The following is an 18,908-nucleotide window of genomic DNA, read 5'->3' on the forward strand; positions in this document are numbered from 1 at the left end:
GATTATATGAGTTTTTACGAAATTGACGGTGTTAGACCGATTATCGATGACAGTAGTTTTGTACACCCAACGGCGTCCATTATCGGCCATGTCATTATCGGCAAGAATTGTTACATCGGCCCCCATGCCAGTTTGCGTGGAGATTACGGTCGCATTGTGCTTGAAGATGGTGTCAACGTGCAAGACGGCTGCATTGCCCATTCCTTTCCGGGCGGTGAAACCCGTATCTGCAAAAACGGCCACATCAGCCACGGTGCGGTGTTACACGGCTGTGTCATTGGTGAAAACACCATGGTCGGTATTCAAACCGTGATTATGGATAACGCCGAAATCGGCGCTGAATGTATTATCGGTGCATTAAGTTATGTTAAACCCGGTTTCAAAGCCCCCGACCGCAGCATCATCCACGGCTCCCCGGCTGAAGTCAAACGCGCTGTTAAAGACCATGAACTCGAATGGAAAACCCGCGGCACCCAAGTCTACCAAAACCTCACCGAACGCTGCCTCAAAAGCTTCCGCGCCTGCCAACCCCTGAACGATGAAAACCAGCAAAAGCAAGATCTCGATGCGCCAAGCTTTAAACCCATAAAAAAATAAAATGCTCTCACACTAGAATCACAGTAAACACAGCGAATATCTATTTGGCGCTGAATCTTACAAATAATACTACTGACATGGATTAACCATTAATTCGAAACCATGCTTGAAAATAATATCAGTTATCAAATTACTTTGACTTGCACTATTGTCACTTGGGTCAACGTCTGTAATACCTGTTGGCATGGCTATAGATGCTGAGTGGTTAATCACCTCACCGACCTGGGCGTTTATGTCTGTTAATAATAAATACACAAGTGATGAACCGATGGGTAAATCAACATTGGTATTTATATTGCCACTGCCGGTGGCTGAAGCGCAGCTGGCACCGTTAATGGCGCTACATTCCCATGATTGAACGTTCAGATGACTTGAGGTGGTGCTTGTTAAAGCCGCAGCATTTATATCCAAATCACCGATGTTACTCACTTCGAGCTGATAAACCACTGATTGAACCGGTTGAATATTTTGTTCACAGACATTAATCGATACCGCTAAATTGGGGCCTACACTGACACCACCATTATCGGTGTTATCGGTATTATTACTTTCATCCGCATCATCTTCTGCTGCAAATGCTGAGGCCTCATTATCAAAGGTACCGGCTGCTGATAGTTGGGTGGTGACATTGAGTGTGACAGACTGGCCATTGGCCAAATCATCAATGGTACATGGAAAGCTATCAGCCGGCAGACAGCTGGCGCCTGAGGTACTGACCAGCGTTAAGTTTGTCATGGTGTCGCTGACAACGATACCGGTGGCATCATTGGGGCCATGATTGGAGATAATAAGCTCGTACTGGATTTGGTTACCGACCTGGAAAGGTGATGAGCTTAATAAATTCTTTTGCAACTCGATATCAACCACAGGGGTGAACACACCATCGCCGATATTGGTTAATTCGATGGCATCAAGAGTAAAGCCATGGTAATGGGGATCAGCTGATTCAACGTTATCGAAAACCACCTGATAAGCCACATCACCGTCATAAATACCATCGTCAATACCCTGCACAACAAAGTCTTGCGGTGTTTGCCAATTAGTCGGTGTAAAAATCAATTCTGCTGGCAGAATTTCTGCTTCACTGATATCCGAGACCTGTGCTTTAACACGAACATAGTCTGTCGGCTGTTTATTGAGTGTGACCGATAATGTTGCGACATCACCTGATTCCGTTGTAATCAGCGTATCTGCCTGGTAAGACACCTGATAATAAGTCAGTGTCAGCGGATTCAGTGAGTACCTTGTCACACTTTGACCATTGGCGCTGATGGTGGCATATAAATAATAATTGCCCTCCCCGACACCCATTAAATCCCAATTATATGAATCATTAAAATCATCCTCAGAAAGACCTGATGCAATCAGAATACCAGCTTCACCTTGGTTATCCGTGTCATAAAACAATTCGATATCAGCATTACCGCCATCATAACTATCAACCCACTCTATGGTGTAGTTAAGACCTTGGTTTTGTTCAGCTTGTTGTAAGGATAAAAACTCAAATTCAGGGATATGAATTACGCCACTGTTAATGGTGTAAAAACGACTCAATTGTGATGGTGTGCCTTGAGAACTGTCTTCATAAACCGAAGTAACTCTCCAGTAATAATAGTTTCTGTCTGTTAATTCCGGCACAACGACTTCAGTATGATCCGTCGTTAGGCTGTGTAATAATTGAGTGGCTGCCTCATCGGTAAATACTTCCACCAGATAGTGACTAACTTTTTTAACGCCGGTATCGGCTTGAAAAGACAGTACAGGTCGTAAATGATCAACCCAGCTTAAGTTACTTGGATTTAACTGCACTAATACCGGGCTTGAGGTATCTGTTCTAACCGTTAAACGACCATACACCCAGTCACCCGATAATGTATTGATTCGTGCTTTGGCTCGCCAATAATAGACACTGTTTTCGTCTAAATTGCTTAGTTGCCATTTAATCTGCTGATTGCTGTCAGCGACCTGATCCGTTATATCCTGAAAATCAGTTGAGCTAAAATCGAGGGTTTTATCAATTTGAATGTCATAGAGATAATCCTGCTCTGAAGGCACTGTATTATCATGGTGAATAATAAGCTCAATATCGGTACCGATCACTGCATCCATTAATTGTGAATCTACAGCATAGCCATAAGGCAAGGTTAACGCCGTATCAACGGTAAAGGCCGAGTCACCACAAGCCACTTCAGTGCTATCGTCTTTAACACTGACCTGCCAATAATAAGTATCTAAATTTTCAAATGTGGCATAAGGCTGCCATTGTTTCAGGAAGTCATAGCTTGTATCTAAAACGTCCTCGGATAACCAGCCAGAATCAACTGCTTGCTCCGTCATTAAATCATCGGAGAACACCCGAAAGCGATACTTTAAAGAATCACTGTCATCATCATGAGCTGCCATAACAGATAAGCTCGGTTGTGTGCTGGTCACGACCTGGTTATCCGGGAACGCAAGTGCACAGCCATAGGGTGGTTCATCCGTGGCACTCAAGGTAAATGAATCATAAGACCATAAACCCGGTGTGGCGCCATCGAATGGCCTAACCCGCCAGAAATACGTTGAATTTTCATTTAAAGTCACGCCATGCTGCCAACTGGTTTGCACGGCTGTTTCACTGACCGTTGCTTGTGCTAAGGGCGTTTCTGACAACTCTGATTCATACAATTCAAATTCATAAACAAGGGCCGCATCCACAGCCGCTTGTGCATTGACAATCGTAAACTCGCTCCCCGGACTGCTGATTATGGCACCCCGAACAGGATTCAGAATGGTGGCCGGTAAAGGCCGATCTTCTACGATCGGATTGCCACCATGATCGTGTTCTTCTAAATTAGTGGCGCTGTCTTGATCATAATCACCCTCCGCATCTTGCGACAAATCACCGAAATGATCACGTTCCCAATCATCATCCATACCATCCCCATCGGTATCGATAAAATCAGGTTCCTCAATCACAACAGTCACCGAGGCATCGGTTTGCGCCTGTCCGTCATCGGCACGCAGTATAAATTGGTGTGTGCCAATATCGGCCAATTCCGGAAACCAGGAAAATCGCCAGGTACTACCACTAACAAAGGCTACACTGGATGCCGCCGGCGCACCAATAGAGACTAAAGAAAGAACATCACCTGCATTGGCATCGGTGACTTCTATATCAAAAGATAAAGGCGTACCTGCGACTCCAGTTTGTGGACTGCTGACGTTAATAACCGGCGCTTCATTGGGTTCGCCGCCATTAATAATTAATTGATACGCACCTGTGGTTTCAACATCGAACAATGCAATATAGTACGCATAAACACCTGGATCAGTTTCTTCTTTGTATTGCCAGACATTGCGCTCAGGTAAAACCTTACCATCGGAACGCACGGCTGTAATGACTTGGGGTTGTCCCTGATAAGGATCGGTAACTTGGGTAACGATTGGTCCGGCCGTCGGCGATAGGGTTAAGGCATAGGTTTGTTGACCATTAACGACACCGGTATTGGCGATGCCAGAGGGTAATGAAATAACATCCGCTTGGGTACCGGATGACTCATAAACCCGATATTGACTGCCATCAAGCGCCAAAAAGTCAGATATTGTATCCCGCCCGGGATAATCCACCACCACCCGATGAAACAGATAATGAGTGTTCACCGAATCGATTAAAGACGTGAGGGCACCACCGAGTTCATCGGCATGGACAAAATCCGCCTCAAAACTGATAAACTCACCATTCAGTGAGGTACTCATCAGCCAGCTCACCACAGCCGATTGCCCCGCAGGCAGCAGACCGACATCAGCCAATAAAGAATTGGTCACCGACGCATCATTCAGCGAACTGCCCAATAAAGTAAAATCAATTAATAAGCCCTGCTCGTTTTCGATAATCTCCGGCTGAGCAGATTCAATTTTTAATTGCTTCGCTTCACCAAAACCGGCATTGTAAATCCGCAAACCCAAATCAAAAGGCGTGACCGCCTCGACTTCAGGCGTTAACGGATCGTCTCCAAAGACATCTTTCGGAATAAAATAATCCAGCGTCAATAAAGGCGTTGGTTTAACCTGGATATAATCAGGTGAAACATTTACCACCTGGCTTTCCTCGCCATAGGTATAGCTGACCGTGGCGGCTACACCATAACGCAAACCCTGAGGAAACTCCCCACCGGAACCCGGCGCTGGAATAATCAACCAATGAATTTCCGCCGCTTCACCGGCATTAATCACACCGGTGCCATCCACCGCATTCACACCTTCCATGCGATCTAAGGTAATAAAAAAAGAAGCCTGGGTATTATTCTGATCACTGGACGCCAAAACCGGATTACCATCAGCATCCCGAAACAACACATCAATCGACAAGTTCTCCAAAGCCGCCAGATCCAAACCATTGGTAATCACCATCTTGGCATCAAAAGCTTGCCGCTCCAAAGACAGTTCCTGCCTGATTTCAATTTTGACGATGGCACAGATGGTTTCTGCCATTAGAGTTAATGGAGCCATTAACAACAATATTAGTAATCCTATTCTTTTCATAATAACTCTATTTTTTCTCTATAGTAATAATATACTTACTTAATTTACTTGCCATCAAAAAAACAATCACAGCCATTCTGGCTAATGAAACAATCTTTATAAATTATATAAAAATCACCTATCCTCTGGTCTTACATAGTCAACAAACTTATAGTTCGAATCTGCAAAATTTATTATCAAAACAGGGGCTTTTTGTTTTTGTTCGGACAATTGAATAAGAAAGCAATGCCACATACTTTCCTGAGTGCTAGGTGAACAAAACAGAACCGAATAATGACTATCTAATAATTCCATCGATATAATTTCTGTCGCAATCTTAATCATATGCATAGATGAAATATCACCTTTAAACTCTTCATTTTTTTTTAAAGAACAAGAACTAAGCATACAAATAAAAACAATACAACATATAACTTTCATGGTTGAGTTTGGTGCGTTTTAATTAACCGGAAAGTATTTATTTTATAATTTAAATACAATAACCAATCTCCAGAGCCAGGAGGAAGAACCTGATAAGTTTTACCGTCGAATGATTCAGCAATTTGAGAAATATTACAAACCCACAAACTACTCTTCACATTGTCTGGAGAACAGTGAATACCTACAAAATCCTCATGTCCCGTTTCATCCGCAAATATTTTTCTTGCCATAACCTCAATATATATTCTGTTTATAGATTTGATGTTTTTTGAATTATTAGCATGTGTTACAAATAAAACCCCTTGGAGAATTAGTACACTAATAACTACAATCAGTACCCTACTTTTTTGCATTGTTTTAACCTCTCTTCAACTACTTTTAATTGAGACTTTGCTCGTTCTTTGCACTCACAATCATCCAATAATTTGCGCAAACAATCAGCAGAAACTCTATCAGCTTTGCATTCATTTTCTTGTTTTTCTATGTAATAGTCTGCAAGATCATAACTGTGAAAATTTGGCATGCTTCTTTCTGGCACACCCTTACAATCAGCTCTATTTCCAGTTGCTATAAATTTTTTAAGCCACTTAAGATGAACCTCTTCATGCTTTTGTGTGCAATTACGGGTGCACTCATAATCATCATTAAAAATTTTCAAATTATCTTTACCATCACATGCGGTTATGCCCAAAGTAGATAAACCCAATGGATCAAAATTCACATTTGGATTTAAAAATGCATAAACATACATATTAAATCCACCTTCTATTTTAAGAGGATCTGATTGTATGTACCTTCCAGTATTTGACGAATAATTCCTATTCAAATTATAAAAATATAAGGTTGTATTGTCTAAGTAGTGTCCGGGAAAGCCCATCTCATCATCAATTATACTAACTGTAGTCTGCCAACCCCCAAAGGCTTTCATTTCTTTGGCATTGACCACTTCTCCTTGGTTATTATGAATAATCTGAGGTGTATCCAAATGGTCGTTTTGGTAGTAGTAATAAGTATTATTCTGTTTTTTTAAAATAGGATTCGTTGACCAAGTTCTTTGAGGATGAAAAACATAGCTGATAATTTCACCATCGGTAATTTCAGCACTGTAGCCTTCATCACTGTAATGAAAATAGGTTTTAGTGGTACTTTGATCTGGATTGGTGACTGTTTTAGAAAGCCTTCTCCCAAATGGATCGTAATAATAACTGGCTATGGTTTGGTTACTACCATCTTTGATTTCACCTAATCGGTTTTGTGTGTTGTAAATATATTGCCTGATGATTTGGCCTTGTGGGTCTTTTTCTATGGTTTGGTTGCCATTGGCATCGTACTCGTATTGGCTGCTAACTGAGTTCAACAACTGGTTGTTCTGATTGTACAGCCATTCAGTCACACCGGTGTTTGAATCTGTTTTTCGATTACCCAAGGCATCATAAGTAAATGATTCATCCGTGAGTACTGGGTAATCTGCATTGGTTAATCGATTTAATTCATCATAGCCATATTGATAAGCACCATGTTCAGTGCTTTTGTGGCTGATATTACCTGCTGGTGTATAAGTATATTCATAGGTCATGATGGGCGTATTATCGGGTTTTTTAACAGTAAAGGATTTTAATCGCTGAAGTCCATCGTAAGTATTGGTTCTTTGGCTGCCGCCCGGATAGCTGACAGTTTGTGGTCGAGACCATTTAAAATTCTGATAGGTAATATTGCCTTCATTGGGTATAACAACGTTATTCAATAGACCAAGTTCATTATAAAAATAACTGTAGGTGATACCATCTATGCCGGTAAACGTGGATTTTTCCCCATCAGGATGGTAGGAGTAACTGTGACCAAATGACTGACCATCATACTGAATGGTTTCTGATAACTTCTGCTGAGCAGAGTCATAGGTCATAACACCTTGAGATGTGCCATCATTATAACTTACCAAACTTCCTCTGTTGTTATAGCCATAACTAACCGTTACATCCAATGTACCTGCGTCCGTATGAAACTCAGTTTGGGTATTACGATTAGCATAATCATAGGTGTATTCAATTAATTGACCTTGCGGATTGGTTTTTGTCGCTATATTGCCGTTGGCATCATAGGTATAGATTTCTGTTTGACCCAAAGGCCTTGATTCAGTGAGATTTTGGTTAATTTTACTGTATGTGAAGGTGTGGGTTTGTTGCATTCCATCAGTTAAAGTAAGCATATTTCCACGATTATCGTAAGTAAAAGTAGTTTCTATGCCATAAGGTTCAATTGTTTTTATGAGCTGATTGAGCTCATCATATTCACTTTTAACAGATCGCTGTTCAGCATCAATAATTTCTGTTTTATTACCTGTCATATCAAACTTAAATTTCTTTGTTTCTGATTTTTGCGCACCGCCACTTAGATATGTTGTGGTTTGTTCTGTTGCCCTACCTCTTAAATCAAACGTCATTTGTCTGGAGAAAGTCGGATATTCAATTTTATATGCACGATAAATATTCGAATTGTTTGAACCACTACTATCCGGGTAGTGATACGTGGTAACATTACCCACTGCATCTGTACTTGTAATCAGACGATTCAGTAAGTCATAGGTATTTGTGGTTGTTCTTTGGGCCTTATCAGTCTGCTTTATTTGATTGCCTGCCTGGTCGTATTCATACGTGATAAAGTGACCCAGCTCATCTGTCTGCTTAACCAGACGATTTAACTCATCATACTCATGTAGACTAAAATGAGTATCCGGAAAAGTTGTTTTAACCTGATTCCCTACCTTGTCATAGTCATAACTGGTGGTGTGTGAAAGTGGGTTCGTACTGCTGGTTAGGTTGCCATGGGCATCGTAGGTATAAGTCCACTCTTTATCACGACCATCTATTTTGGTTAATGCATTACCCATGGAATCATGGCTGGTGTATTCAGTTTCATGGCCTTCGGCATTAATGAGTTTAATGAGATTGCCGTAATCGTCATAAAAGTACTGCGTGATGGCGGTTTCTGTGTCCGCATCACCGACCTGGGTTAGGGTTTTAAGTTGGCCATAGACGTCATAGGTATAAGTCGTTGAACGCTCAACATCTGTTCCCAGGGCTTCGGTCAGGGTTTTCAAATGGCCATTTGGGAAGTATTCATATTGAGTCACGGTGCCACGCTCATCGGTGCGGGTCAGGACATTTGAATTAGAAACATCATAGGTGGCGCTGGTGGATGAGCCATCGGGATACGTCGTTTTCAACAAATTTCTAAACTCATCGTATTCTTTAACCGTGGTATGGCCAAAGGTGTTTTTTAAAATGTCTTTGCGTTGGTCTTCGGTGATGGTTGATAAATTTATACCATTGACATCACTGCGCTTAACTTCGCCTTCGCGGTTATACCATTTTTCAGTGACCCGACCGCCGGGGTAACTGACCTTTAAATAGAATTCCTTGCGGGATTTAATGTAATCAAACTGATAGCTTGTGATATGTCCCAGAGCATTGGTGATATTTTTTACGCGGCCCGAACCTGTATAAGCAATTTGCACTTCTCGGCCTTCGGGGTCGGTTTTTTTAATTAAGCTGACATAGCCATCTTTGGCCGGTGTTGTTGCGTAATCATAGAGCCAATCGTAACCCCGCGCATCGGTGACTTTAGTTAATTTATATTTGCTACCCGAACCAATGGCTTCCCAGGTGTATTTTACTTCTCGATTCCCATAGTCTCTTACAGTGTCCAATTGCCCGGTGACCAAGTCGTATTCAATCCACAATACCTGATTATCATGAACATCTTTAACACCTGATAACTTATCATCACCGTTGTACATTAAAGTCATAGAGGTGCCTGCCTGGGTGTGCATACTCAAGGTTTTACCGTTAGCGGCATATTCTGTGCGATGCCCATCCCGGTCTTGCCAGGTCCAGGTCCCATCGGGGTTTTTACGAATACGCATTCTGGGGCCAAATTTAAACAGGGTTCCGGCGCTGTCTAATTTAGTATAAGAATCAGTGCCACGGATAATGCGCTTAACGTCACCGGAGCTGACATCATGTTCAAAAATCAATGATGACCATGATTTATTGAATGTCCACTGCCGATCACGATATTCGCGCTCCCAAACCAAGGGGCCACCAATAATCTGAATTGATAAATCTGTTTCCGTTTCTACATAACGACCTGAAGTAGGTTCAACACTGGCTGAGGCGCTGATCGAAAATATCAGTAATAAAGCGATATATCCAAAATATTTCATTGTTTTTTCCATTAAATTTTAATTTTTATTGTCCAGAGGAATCACAACACTGATCACCTTCACAATCAGGGGTGCATTGAGTCTCAGTTCCAATTCCGGGACAATTACTCTGCCAACAGCGATAATCCCAAGGACCACCACCTTCTCTGCTACTATGAGGTGGAGAATCATTAGATGGACCTGATTCAACACTGCAGCTATTACCCGCTGTATAGCTTATAAATGCCGGTGTAGCTGCTCCTACAATGGTGTCATCAGCACACTGATAATTGCAAGAGCCTGTGACACTGCTACCGTAACCACCGCAACCGCCACCACCTGCATCGCCACTGGCACCGGGCACCACGGATTTCTTATTAATTAGTTTGAACGGCACATAAACGGTTTGCTGGGCCTCAATGACGCTCGGCACTTCATTCAATATCTGGTACTCAAAATACTCGTCATCCGCCGGGATATTTAAAATAAAATCATCGGCTCTGACTAAGCCTTCGTTTTTAATTTCCCAGACGCCCGAATACACATCGCCGGGGTACATATCGGGTAGGTTCGTAACAACCGGGCGAATGACGACAACGGCGGCCGGGACGTTAGTTTCAAAGGTTAGGTTCATCACCACTTCGTAACGATCAATGATACTGGTTTCTGTAACGGACCATTCAATGGTAATAAAATCCTGGGTTAAGAAGGCGTATTCTGATTCGGTGTTACCGGGTTTAATCTGAATGCGGCCGTTTAAGTCATTATGCCTTGGGGCACTGGCACGGTAGGTGTACCAACCCACCGGGATATCTTCAAACAGGTAATCACCAAAGGCATCGGTGGTGCCGGTGAACTCTTGACCCTGCACCACTTCATTGATGAGCTTAATGCGCGCACCGGCTAAACCCGGAATGAGGCTGCCCAATTCATCGGGGGTGTTGGTATAAACATCTGCGGCTTTAAACTGGACACTGCCGGTGCCGGAACCTGTTACCGTGACCATCACCGGCACATCTAAGGTATTGGCATTATCGGCGCTGATTCTCAGCTTAAATTCGTAATTACCGTCAGCCAGTAAATTCGGCGGGTTAAAGGACATGGCAATATCGACGGCCTCGCCAATGGTTAACCGAGAATATTGATGGTCTGTGACCAATGAACCCCAATTGGGTGCCGGGTTACCAAGAGTATCAAGTAAGCTGATATTGACATTTAAGGCGTCACTAAAGCCCTCATTACTTAATGTTAGCGCTTCATTGACGTAGTTGCCCTGATTAACACCGGTGAAAATAATTTGCGGCGACGCCCTGAAGACCGGTTCAGCGGTAGAAAGCTGGTAATCAAAACTAAAATAACCCGGAATCAGCGCACCGGTATCTTGACTTAACACCCGCAAAACAATACGCCCGGCGGTCGGGGCACTGTTATCGGCGGTCATATCAAAGTGAATGGCTTGCCAATCGGACTGGTGATTCAGGTAGTCAACGGTGGTGATATTATTGATTTGAATACCCGGTAAAAAGCTGCTGCCGGGTTGATCTGAAGCCACATAGGCTAAGGTCACCTGATTAAAATCAAGAGACCGTGGTGCCTTAACATAGGCTTTTTGGGGTCGGCTGACATTAAAGGGTAATTTAACGGCTTCTGTGGGTTTCGATACATAGAGCTTAGCCACCTCAAACTGACCATCAATGGGTCGATCTAGAATATCGGGATGGGTGACCGACACATGATAAATACCGGCTTCGGTGTCTGTGGGCTCATGGCTGTATGCAAACTCACCATTAATATCCGTATAGACTTCAATCGTTTGTTCAAAACCATCGACTCGGAGCGAAATACTCAAGGGTACTTCAGCCACGGTTGCACCACTGCTGCGATCAATGGCTCGCCCTGTAAGCGTAATGACGCCATCACCCACCACAAGTGCCGGTGATACAGCCGTTAATTCTCCCCGATAACTGGTTTCTGCCAGCGTGATGTTCTGTCGGGATGAAATACCTTGTAATTGTCGCTGTTGCGGCAGGCCAAAATTATGATAAGACCAGTCTAACTGGGCAATAACAATTAATTCCGACGGTGCATTGGCAGGAATATTAATACCTTGGGGTTCAGACAAAAAATTCTCACCGGCCGCAATTCGGCTGATGGTGGTGCCATTGGCCATGGTGATGACATCTGTACCCAGGGATTGTTTAAAGGTGCTGGTGCTTAATACATTGCCGGCCAAATCTTCCAGGCGGAAACGGATATCTGAGGATACATTTTTACCGGTTTGGGTGGCGGTGATAATATCAATGGGCTCTTCACCGGGGTTGGCGATGTTTAACTGAATTAAACCTTCGGTGCCTTTAAGAAATTCGTCGGTGGTGATGCTCATGATTAAGCCACCATCTTCAACCGTTTGTGGCTGTGTTTTATGGAAATTAACCGATTCACCGGCATTGGGCTGGTAATAGGTCACCAACTGTGAAGTTAACTGATCGCCCCAGGTGGGTTTACCCGGAATAACGATGGAGATATCCACGGTGCCTTGCACCGGAACTGTTATAGCATTTGACCTGAATTCTTCACCGTCCACGGTCAGACCAATCGAAACACCCTGTAACTCGACATCTTCATAGCTGTTAACAGTGAATGTCACACGATTCATTAGTCCGCGTTTTATTGACTGGTTTTGAAGCACCTGGGTACTTAATTGCGGTAATCGCAAGGAATGCGGCAGCGATTGTTGATTTTGATCATCCACGGCAATAACAGAATACACTGTTTGAGTGCCGGCATAATGATCATCAATGAATTGAGCTGATGTCAGCAGGCTGTTATTGAGTTTTACATTATTGCCACTCTGGGTTTTATAAATATCAAATCCGGCAATGGTCGCTGAATCATGTGCCCATGTGATATTAGGTGACTGGTCCGGATAAACATCAATGTTTAAATTCTTAACCGGCAATAAACCTGCATTCAAATATTCAGAATTAGAAGGCAGTGACTCATTACCTGCCGCGTCCACGGCTGTTACGGCGTAGGCGTGGTCTGTTTCAGAAGGGGCACTGTCTAAGGCAAGCGCACCATGAATTTTCTCGATAATGGGTGTCAATCCGGTAACATCCGTGATTTCAGGACTGTTGTCTCTATACAGTCGATACGTCAAACGATCATCCAAAGGATGGGTGGGCACAGACGCTTGCCATTCGGCTTTAATGCCATTGCCGTGAAGTTGCAATAATAAACCAGTGGGGGCTTCCGGCGACACAGAGTCGGCATAAACAGATACGGATTGACTGATACCGCTCACTGCTTCAAGCCCGTTTTCTTGACGCACACTGGCAATGGCATAATCATAATAACCATCCACCGGCGGCGTATCATCTATCTCTAACACATTACCGATGGTACGACTTATGGGTAAAAACTGGGTATCGGTATCAAGTTTGCGCCACAGTTCATATTCGGCTGCATCAGGTACGTTATACCAGGTCAATTTAACCAAACCATCAGGATGGGCTTGTGCGGTGAGACCAATCGGTGCGTCTAAAGGCGGCAAGCTGCCTTGATAGACCTGAAATTGATTCTCCAGGTTAATCACACCGGCTTCATTACCGAGAGAATCTATGGCTAAATAACTGAAACTAAGTGTTTCCGCTTCACTTAAACCGGCATCTGCAGGTAAGGTAAACGTTGCCTGCCATTGTCTGTTAGCAATTTCACTGAGACCGGTTATTTCAACTTCAGTTCGTCCTATTCCCGATAGTTGATAAAATAACTGGGGTGCACCTTGACTGTCATCGTCCAAAGTAAAGTCAACCGTAATGCTGGGGTTTAAGCTGTTGTCGATGGGTGTTAAAACCGACAGATTTAAATCAGTCATCTGCGGTCCTAAGGTATCAACATTAAATGAGCTGCCCGAGGTGACTTCGGTACCGCGGTTATTGGCTTTGTCATAGGCAGACATAACGGCATAAGCGACGGCATCAATTTTTTGCACGCCCAGTTCAAAATAGCCGGTATAAAGCGTATCGGACTGTTTATTTAAGGTCACCGGAATAGGTACCCCACCGTCAGGCACGATACTCACATAGGGTGTCGTTAATAAGGGTTCAGTAAATGTTATGTCAACTTGAACCACGCCCGCACCATAGGTATTACTGGGTTGATCATAGACACCTTGTGCCTCATAGCTGATATCGGCTTTGGGTGGCAGACTGTCTGAAATTTCACTGACCACCTCTGACGGTGCACCAAAAATTCCGGTCTGGCTCACACCTACGATTTGATAATAGAAAACACCATCTGGAATGGCCAAGTCTTCATAATGCGCTGATGTCACCAGCGCACTATTAATTTGAGTCACACCCGGATCGGTGTAATGATTAAACAGATTCTGAGAACGGTAGATATGATAACCTGCTGTGGTGCCTTCAGAGTCCGGGTTCCAGTTTATTCTGATAACGCCATCGGCTTTGGCTTTAGTAATCAAACCAATGGGTTGCACAGGCACTGACTGATCGACAGTGATGGTGATGGGATTACTGTAGTTTCCGGCATCACCCCGGTTATTAACGGCACGCGCACGCAAGCTATTGGCACCATTGACTAAATTAACAACTGTTTGGAATTGACCATTAATATCCGTATTCAAGCTGGCTTGATCCACACCGTTGACTTGTAACTCAATGGTAGACAGTGAACTGTTCTGTAGCGTACCCAAGACTTGGGTTGTTAATTCACTGGTTACGGCATTGTTAATCGGAAATTGAATGGATGGTACAGGAGGGGCAGCTAAATCCACAGTTAAATCGAAAGACTCGGTTGCCTGATTACCAAACACATCTTCAGCAGTAATAACGACCGTCACCGCACCGTCAGCTTCTTGTTCAAGGCTCCAGTTGGCTTTATAGTTATTGGAACCATTGCCATCCGTGACATTCAAATGACCGGTAGAACCGGCAAAGTGAACATAAGCCAAACCGGAATCGTCTGTGGCATTGACTTCTATCAGGCCGCTGTGGGTAACGATCATGCCATCTGTAAGTGGGCTGCCATTAAAGTTTACTTGATTGATGGTGGGTGGCTGGATATCAGCAACCGGTGTGGCACTGATGGTTTGAACCATCGGGTCAAAATCGCCGTGTACGTTTTTCGCCACGACCGTAAAGTAATAGGTTTGGCCATTATTTAAGTTCTCAATATCACGGCTTAAAGGTTCTCCACTACTACCACCGCCATGACCTATACCAGTCATTTGACTGACATCGGTAAAATCGACGGTATCAGAGTAAATGTAATAAACTTGAACCACATCTTTGGGTGTTGCGTGGTTCCAGACGAGAGTAATTTTACTGTCGTGAATTTCGGCTTGAATGTTGGTGGGATGATTTGGCCAGGTCACGATGGTTTGTTCATAACCGGTGGATTCATTATCGAATTGATCGATTGCTGTCACTTTTACGGTATAGGCTGTGGCCCGATCCAGAGAAATGACTTGATAGGTATTAACAGATGGAGCAACGTCTACTAAAAAGACATCATCTAAATACACTTTATAGCCGGTTAAATCACCCAATGTATTCGATGAATGCGTCCATCTAATGTCAACCGAGTCGGCATAAGAATCATCCACATAGGCACGACCCGGTGGTTCTGGCGCCTGTACATCCACAAATTCAGCTTCAATTGATGTGACATTAGGATCACTTAATCCCAATAAGTCGGTTGCCACAACGGCATAATATAATGTTATCGGTGGTGTTTTATTTGTGATTGAGTACTGTTGAGTACCGGCAGGCACTGTGGCAATTTGGGTGGCGTTAGCCACATCATTAAATGCCGTATTTGATTCATATACAGTATAAAAGTCTATGTTTCCGCCATTGGATAATTCATCATACGCCTGCCAATCCAGCAAGGCCTGATGTCCGTTTGGATCAATGGTTATTAGCGGAGAAACCGGTCCGGGAACTTCATTATTAAATTCTATTTGAACTGTTTCGGCTGGACTTTCGTTTCCGGCGCAATCTTGACTAGTAAAAGACAGGTTGTTGATACCTTCTGATAAAGCCACTGAAGCTTGCCAGTTTGTTTGACCATCCAAAGCAACCACCTCAGCACCATTTAGCCACACTGACGTATTAGCTTCTTTGCTACCACTAATGAGTTGAATGCTATTACCTGTCGGAGTGGTCACCGGATCAATAACGACCTCGGCCGGTGCAGTTAAATCTAGACTAAAACCGGCATTAAATACAGCACTATCCACGCCATCATTATCTTGTACCTGAGCAGAAACCTGATAACCACCCTCTAGTAAAGACGAATCCGGCGTAAAGGTGAAAATATCATTGGCAATTTGGGTCACACCAGTTGCTAAGTTGGTACCATCAGATAGTTCAAAGCTCGACTCGGCTAAATTAAAACCATTTCCTGAATAATCAAATAACGATAAGCTGATGACGGCTGGACTCTGTGCTAAACATGCGCCATCCGGCGGTGTCATGGCGACAATGGCCGGTTGATCACTGGCATAGAAAAAAGTGACATCAACGGCTTGTGATGTATTACCAGCTCGATCAATAGTTCTAATAGACCAAGTCGATGTACCTGCCGGTAACTCTAAGACGGCCGACCAATCACTGTCACCAAAGTCAGTAACAACTTGAGTACCCACCATAATGGCAGAATCGGCCGGTCTAGTGCCTATTAATATCCAATGATCAACATTGACGGTATTACTGGCCGGCGCCACATCTGCATTAGTAACAATCGGTGTATCGGGCGCTGTAATATCATAGACAATTGAGTGACTGTAATCATCATCAACGGGCTCGCCGGGAATGCCGTTTCCATTTTGATCAAGTGCTAATGACTGGACTAATAGCTGATAGACGCCCTCAGTATCCATGTCTTTGTCTAACAGCAAATCAATAACGCCGGGGCTAATTAACTCTAATGAATTAACATTTACGGTATCAGATGGATGCGTAATGGTAAATTCAGATGTTAAGAAATCAGTGGTATTCACAGCTTGATTAAATCTAACCCGAATACGATTACCGGCTTGATTAATAAATTTATGGTCGATATCTACAATTTGAGTGTTTAGCAGTGTTTGTTCCAGGTAAACGGTTCCATCTTGTCCACTTTGTCCGCCTGAGGTTTCTTGGACTTCGCCACCGGATGCCAGGGTTCTTAAACTGAGATTTGATCCTTGATTAACACCATAATATACAGCCACACGGCCACCACCACCGCCCCAGCCATATCGATTGGGAGCGAATGCACCGCCATTGGCATGAATTTGACCATTGCCTGATAAAGCCCCAACTTCTAACCAGATTGAACCGCCACTGCCGTAGGCATTATAGGCTTGATAAGCGCGGCCATCTGATTCCACATTTCCTTCTAGCGATAAATAATCAGTGACAATTTTAATGGCACCACCACCATACATAGCCGAACCGGATCCGCCGACACCAACTAAACTCGGCGCTGTTTCGCTTCCATATATGGCATTAGTAACGTCACTGTTCCTAACACCGCCCAGTCCACCATGTGATCCGGCGGCTGTGCCCTGAATATCAACTGATTTTGGTAGGCCTAAACCATTTAAATCAACATGTGAATTATCGTCAATATATAACTGGCCTACATTAAGTTGAATGGCATCAGTAAGATTTTGTGCCTGTTCTTGGGTTAAAATTCCGCCATTGATAAGACTTAGTTTTTCCCAAGCTTGATTGAAATTAGGAATGTATGACCAATTATTGACAATAAGCTCGTCACTGGGCAAATTGAGTTGCGCATTTTGAACCCATAAGAAATCCTGGCCATGAATGGCGTCGAGTGTAAGTTCGGCATTTTGATAAATTTGGCTCTTATAAGCTGTTAAGTGAGCAATCGAATCAATGTCATTAAAGTGAACTTCCGCATTTTTTATGGTTATGGGTTCATTATTTACAAGGGTGTATGCATCACCAAGCGGCGTCGCAGCCCCCACATTCCAATCGGTGTCATTGGCGATAATAATTTCACCCAAAGAAGCTGCATTGTCTTTGAGGTAAATCGTTCCGGCTCCACCGTTATGATGGTTTTTGTTGGGAGGAACTCTTATATAACCCCCAAAGGCTTGAACCTGACTAGTTAAATTAAAACCATTTAAAGTGTCATAATAAACGGCTACTCGGCCGCCGCCACCTGATCCACTGTATGTATTTGTCCCATTGGAACTAATTTCACCTGAGCCGCTGAGCTCATTGACTTCAAGCCAGATAGAACCACCACTGCCACCACTATAATTATTATTTTCTTTAACACCATCCGCTTTAATGCTGCCGGCTAAATCCAAAGTGTTGTTTACTGTTAATCGTAACGAACCACCTCCTCTGTTGCTATTTCCGCTAGTACCCAAATCTATCGGCTGTCTTAAATCGCCATAAATTGAATTAGTGGAGTCACCAGAATTGTATAGACCACCCAACCCACCATGACTGGCTCCAGAACGCCAACTCATTGTATTAGCATCATAATCCAAACCTTTACCACTGACATCAATTGATGAATCGGCACTTACTGTCACATCCGTGACTGTTAGGTGAACGCCTGAAACGCCTTGACCATGCGTTAGTATGGCACCATTAGTTAAATTTAAGTTGGTTAAGGTTTGTGGCACATTAATCTCAACTTCAGCTGAATCAATACTTAAATCACTGAGTTGCGGTTGATTAACATTAATCTGTAAATGTGCCCCGCTTTCAACCCGAATCTCAGTCCAGGCCGGATGCACGGCATTAAGGACTTCTCGTGCGCCATTGCTAATAACATAAGGCGTGACTTCAGGAATGGTGAAGTTGGCTTGGTGATCAATGCTTGAGTTTTGGATATCGTAAGTGGTATTAACCGTGAGTTCACCACCTTGCACCCAATGACTGTCATTGGTCAATATCAGACTATCAATAATTAGATCATGAGGCTGATTAATTAAGCTGTCTTCTGCTGTGATTGACAGTAAATTACTTACAGAAGAACCAATATCAACCCGGGCATGTTTAATCGTTATCGGTTCAACTATCGCACCTGAAGCCGGGGTTTCAAGTGGCGTCGCTGCCCCCACATTCCAATCGCTGTCATTGGCGATAATAATCTCACCCAAGGATGCGGCGTT

At 43.5% G+C, this 18,908-nt stretch carries 5 protein-coding genes; 1 reads left to right on the forward strand and 4 read right to left on the reverse strand.

The features are described from left to right. The first annotated feature begins 6 nt into the window (after nucleotides 1-6). Nucleotides 7-597, forward strand: coding sequence for an acyltransferase (locus IEV16_RS09905; protein ID WP_188365546.1), 591 nt, complete (start codon nucleotides 7-9; stop codon nucleotides 595-597). A gap of 69 nt (nucleotides 598-666) precedes the next feature. Here the strand turns inward: IEV16_RS09905 and IEV16_RS09910 are convergent, their stop codons facing one another. The 4 genes from IEV16_RS09910 to IEV16_RS09925 all read right to left on the reverse strand — a co-directional run bounded on the left by IEV16_RS09910 (nucleotide 667) and on the right by IEV16_RS09925 (nucleotide 18,896). Further along, the gene (locus IEV16_RS09910) at nucleotides 667-5,121 is read right to left on the reverse strand and encodes a DUF11 domain-containing protein (RefSeq protein WP_188365547.1); all 4,455 of its coding nucleotides are present in this window, start codon (nucleotides 5,119-5,121) and stop codon (nucleotides 667-669) included. A 416-nt stretch (nucleotides 5,122-5,537) separates the two neighbouring features. Next, complete coding sequence (locus IEV16_RS09915) at nucleotides 5,538-5,894, reverse strand: hypothetical protein (protein WP_188365548.1); 357 nt, start codon at nucleotides 5,892-5,894, stop codon at nucleotides 5,538-5,540. After that, nucleotides 5,873-9,763 (reverse strand): RHS repeat-associated core domain-containing protein, encoded by a 3,891-nt coding sequence (locus tag IEV16_RS09920; protein ID WP_188365549.1) that lies wholly within the window; start codon nucleotides 9,761-9,763, stop codon nucleotides 5,873-5,875. The genes IEV16_RS09915 and IEV16_RS09920 overlap by 22 nt, the downstream gene beginning before the upstream one ends. A gap of 25 nt (nucleotides 9,764-9,788) precedes the next feature. Beyond that, nucleotides 9,789-18,896 (reverse strand): hypothetical protein, encoded by a 9,108-nt coding sequence (locus tag IEV16_RS09925; RefSeq protein WP_229728314.1) that lies wholly within the window; start codon nucleotides 18,894-18,896, stop codon nucleotides 9,789-9,791. Between the last annotated feature and the right edge of the window lie 12 nt (nucleotides 18,897-18,908).

Source organism: Marinicella pacifica (genome assembly GCF_014636635.1).
In the GTDB taxonomy this organism is placed as follows: domain Bacteria; phylum Pseudomonadota; class Gammaproteobacteria; order Xanthomonadales; family Marinicellaceae; genus Marinicella; species Marinicella pacifica.

Excerpts from the sequence above, each read along its gene's own strand:
- IEV16_RS09905 (WP_188365546.1), top strand. The coding sequence starts at position 7 with ATGAGTTTTTACGAAATTGACGGTGTTAGACCGATTATCGATGACAGT.
- IEV16_RS09910 (WP_188365547.1), bottom strand. The coding sequence starts at position 5,121 with ATGAAAAGAATAGGATTACTAATATTGTTGTTAATGGCTCCATTAACT.
- IEV16_RS09915 (WP_188365548.1), bottom strand. The coding sequence starts at position 5,894 with ATGCAAAAAAGTAGGGTACTGATTGTAGTTATTAGTGTACTAATTCTC.
- IEV16_RS09920 (WP_188365549.1), bottom strand. The coding sequence starts at position 9,763 with ATGAAATATTTTGGATATATCGCTTTATTACTGATATTTTCGATCAGC.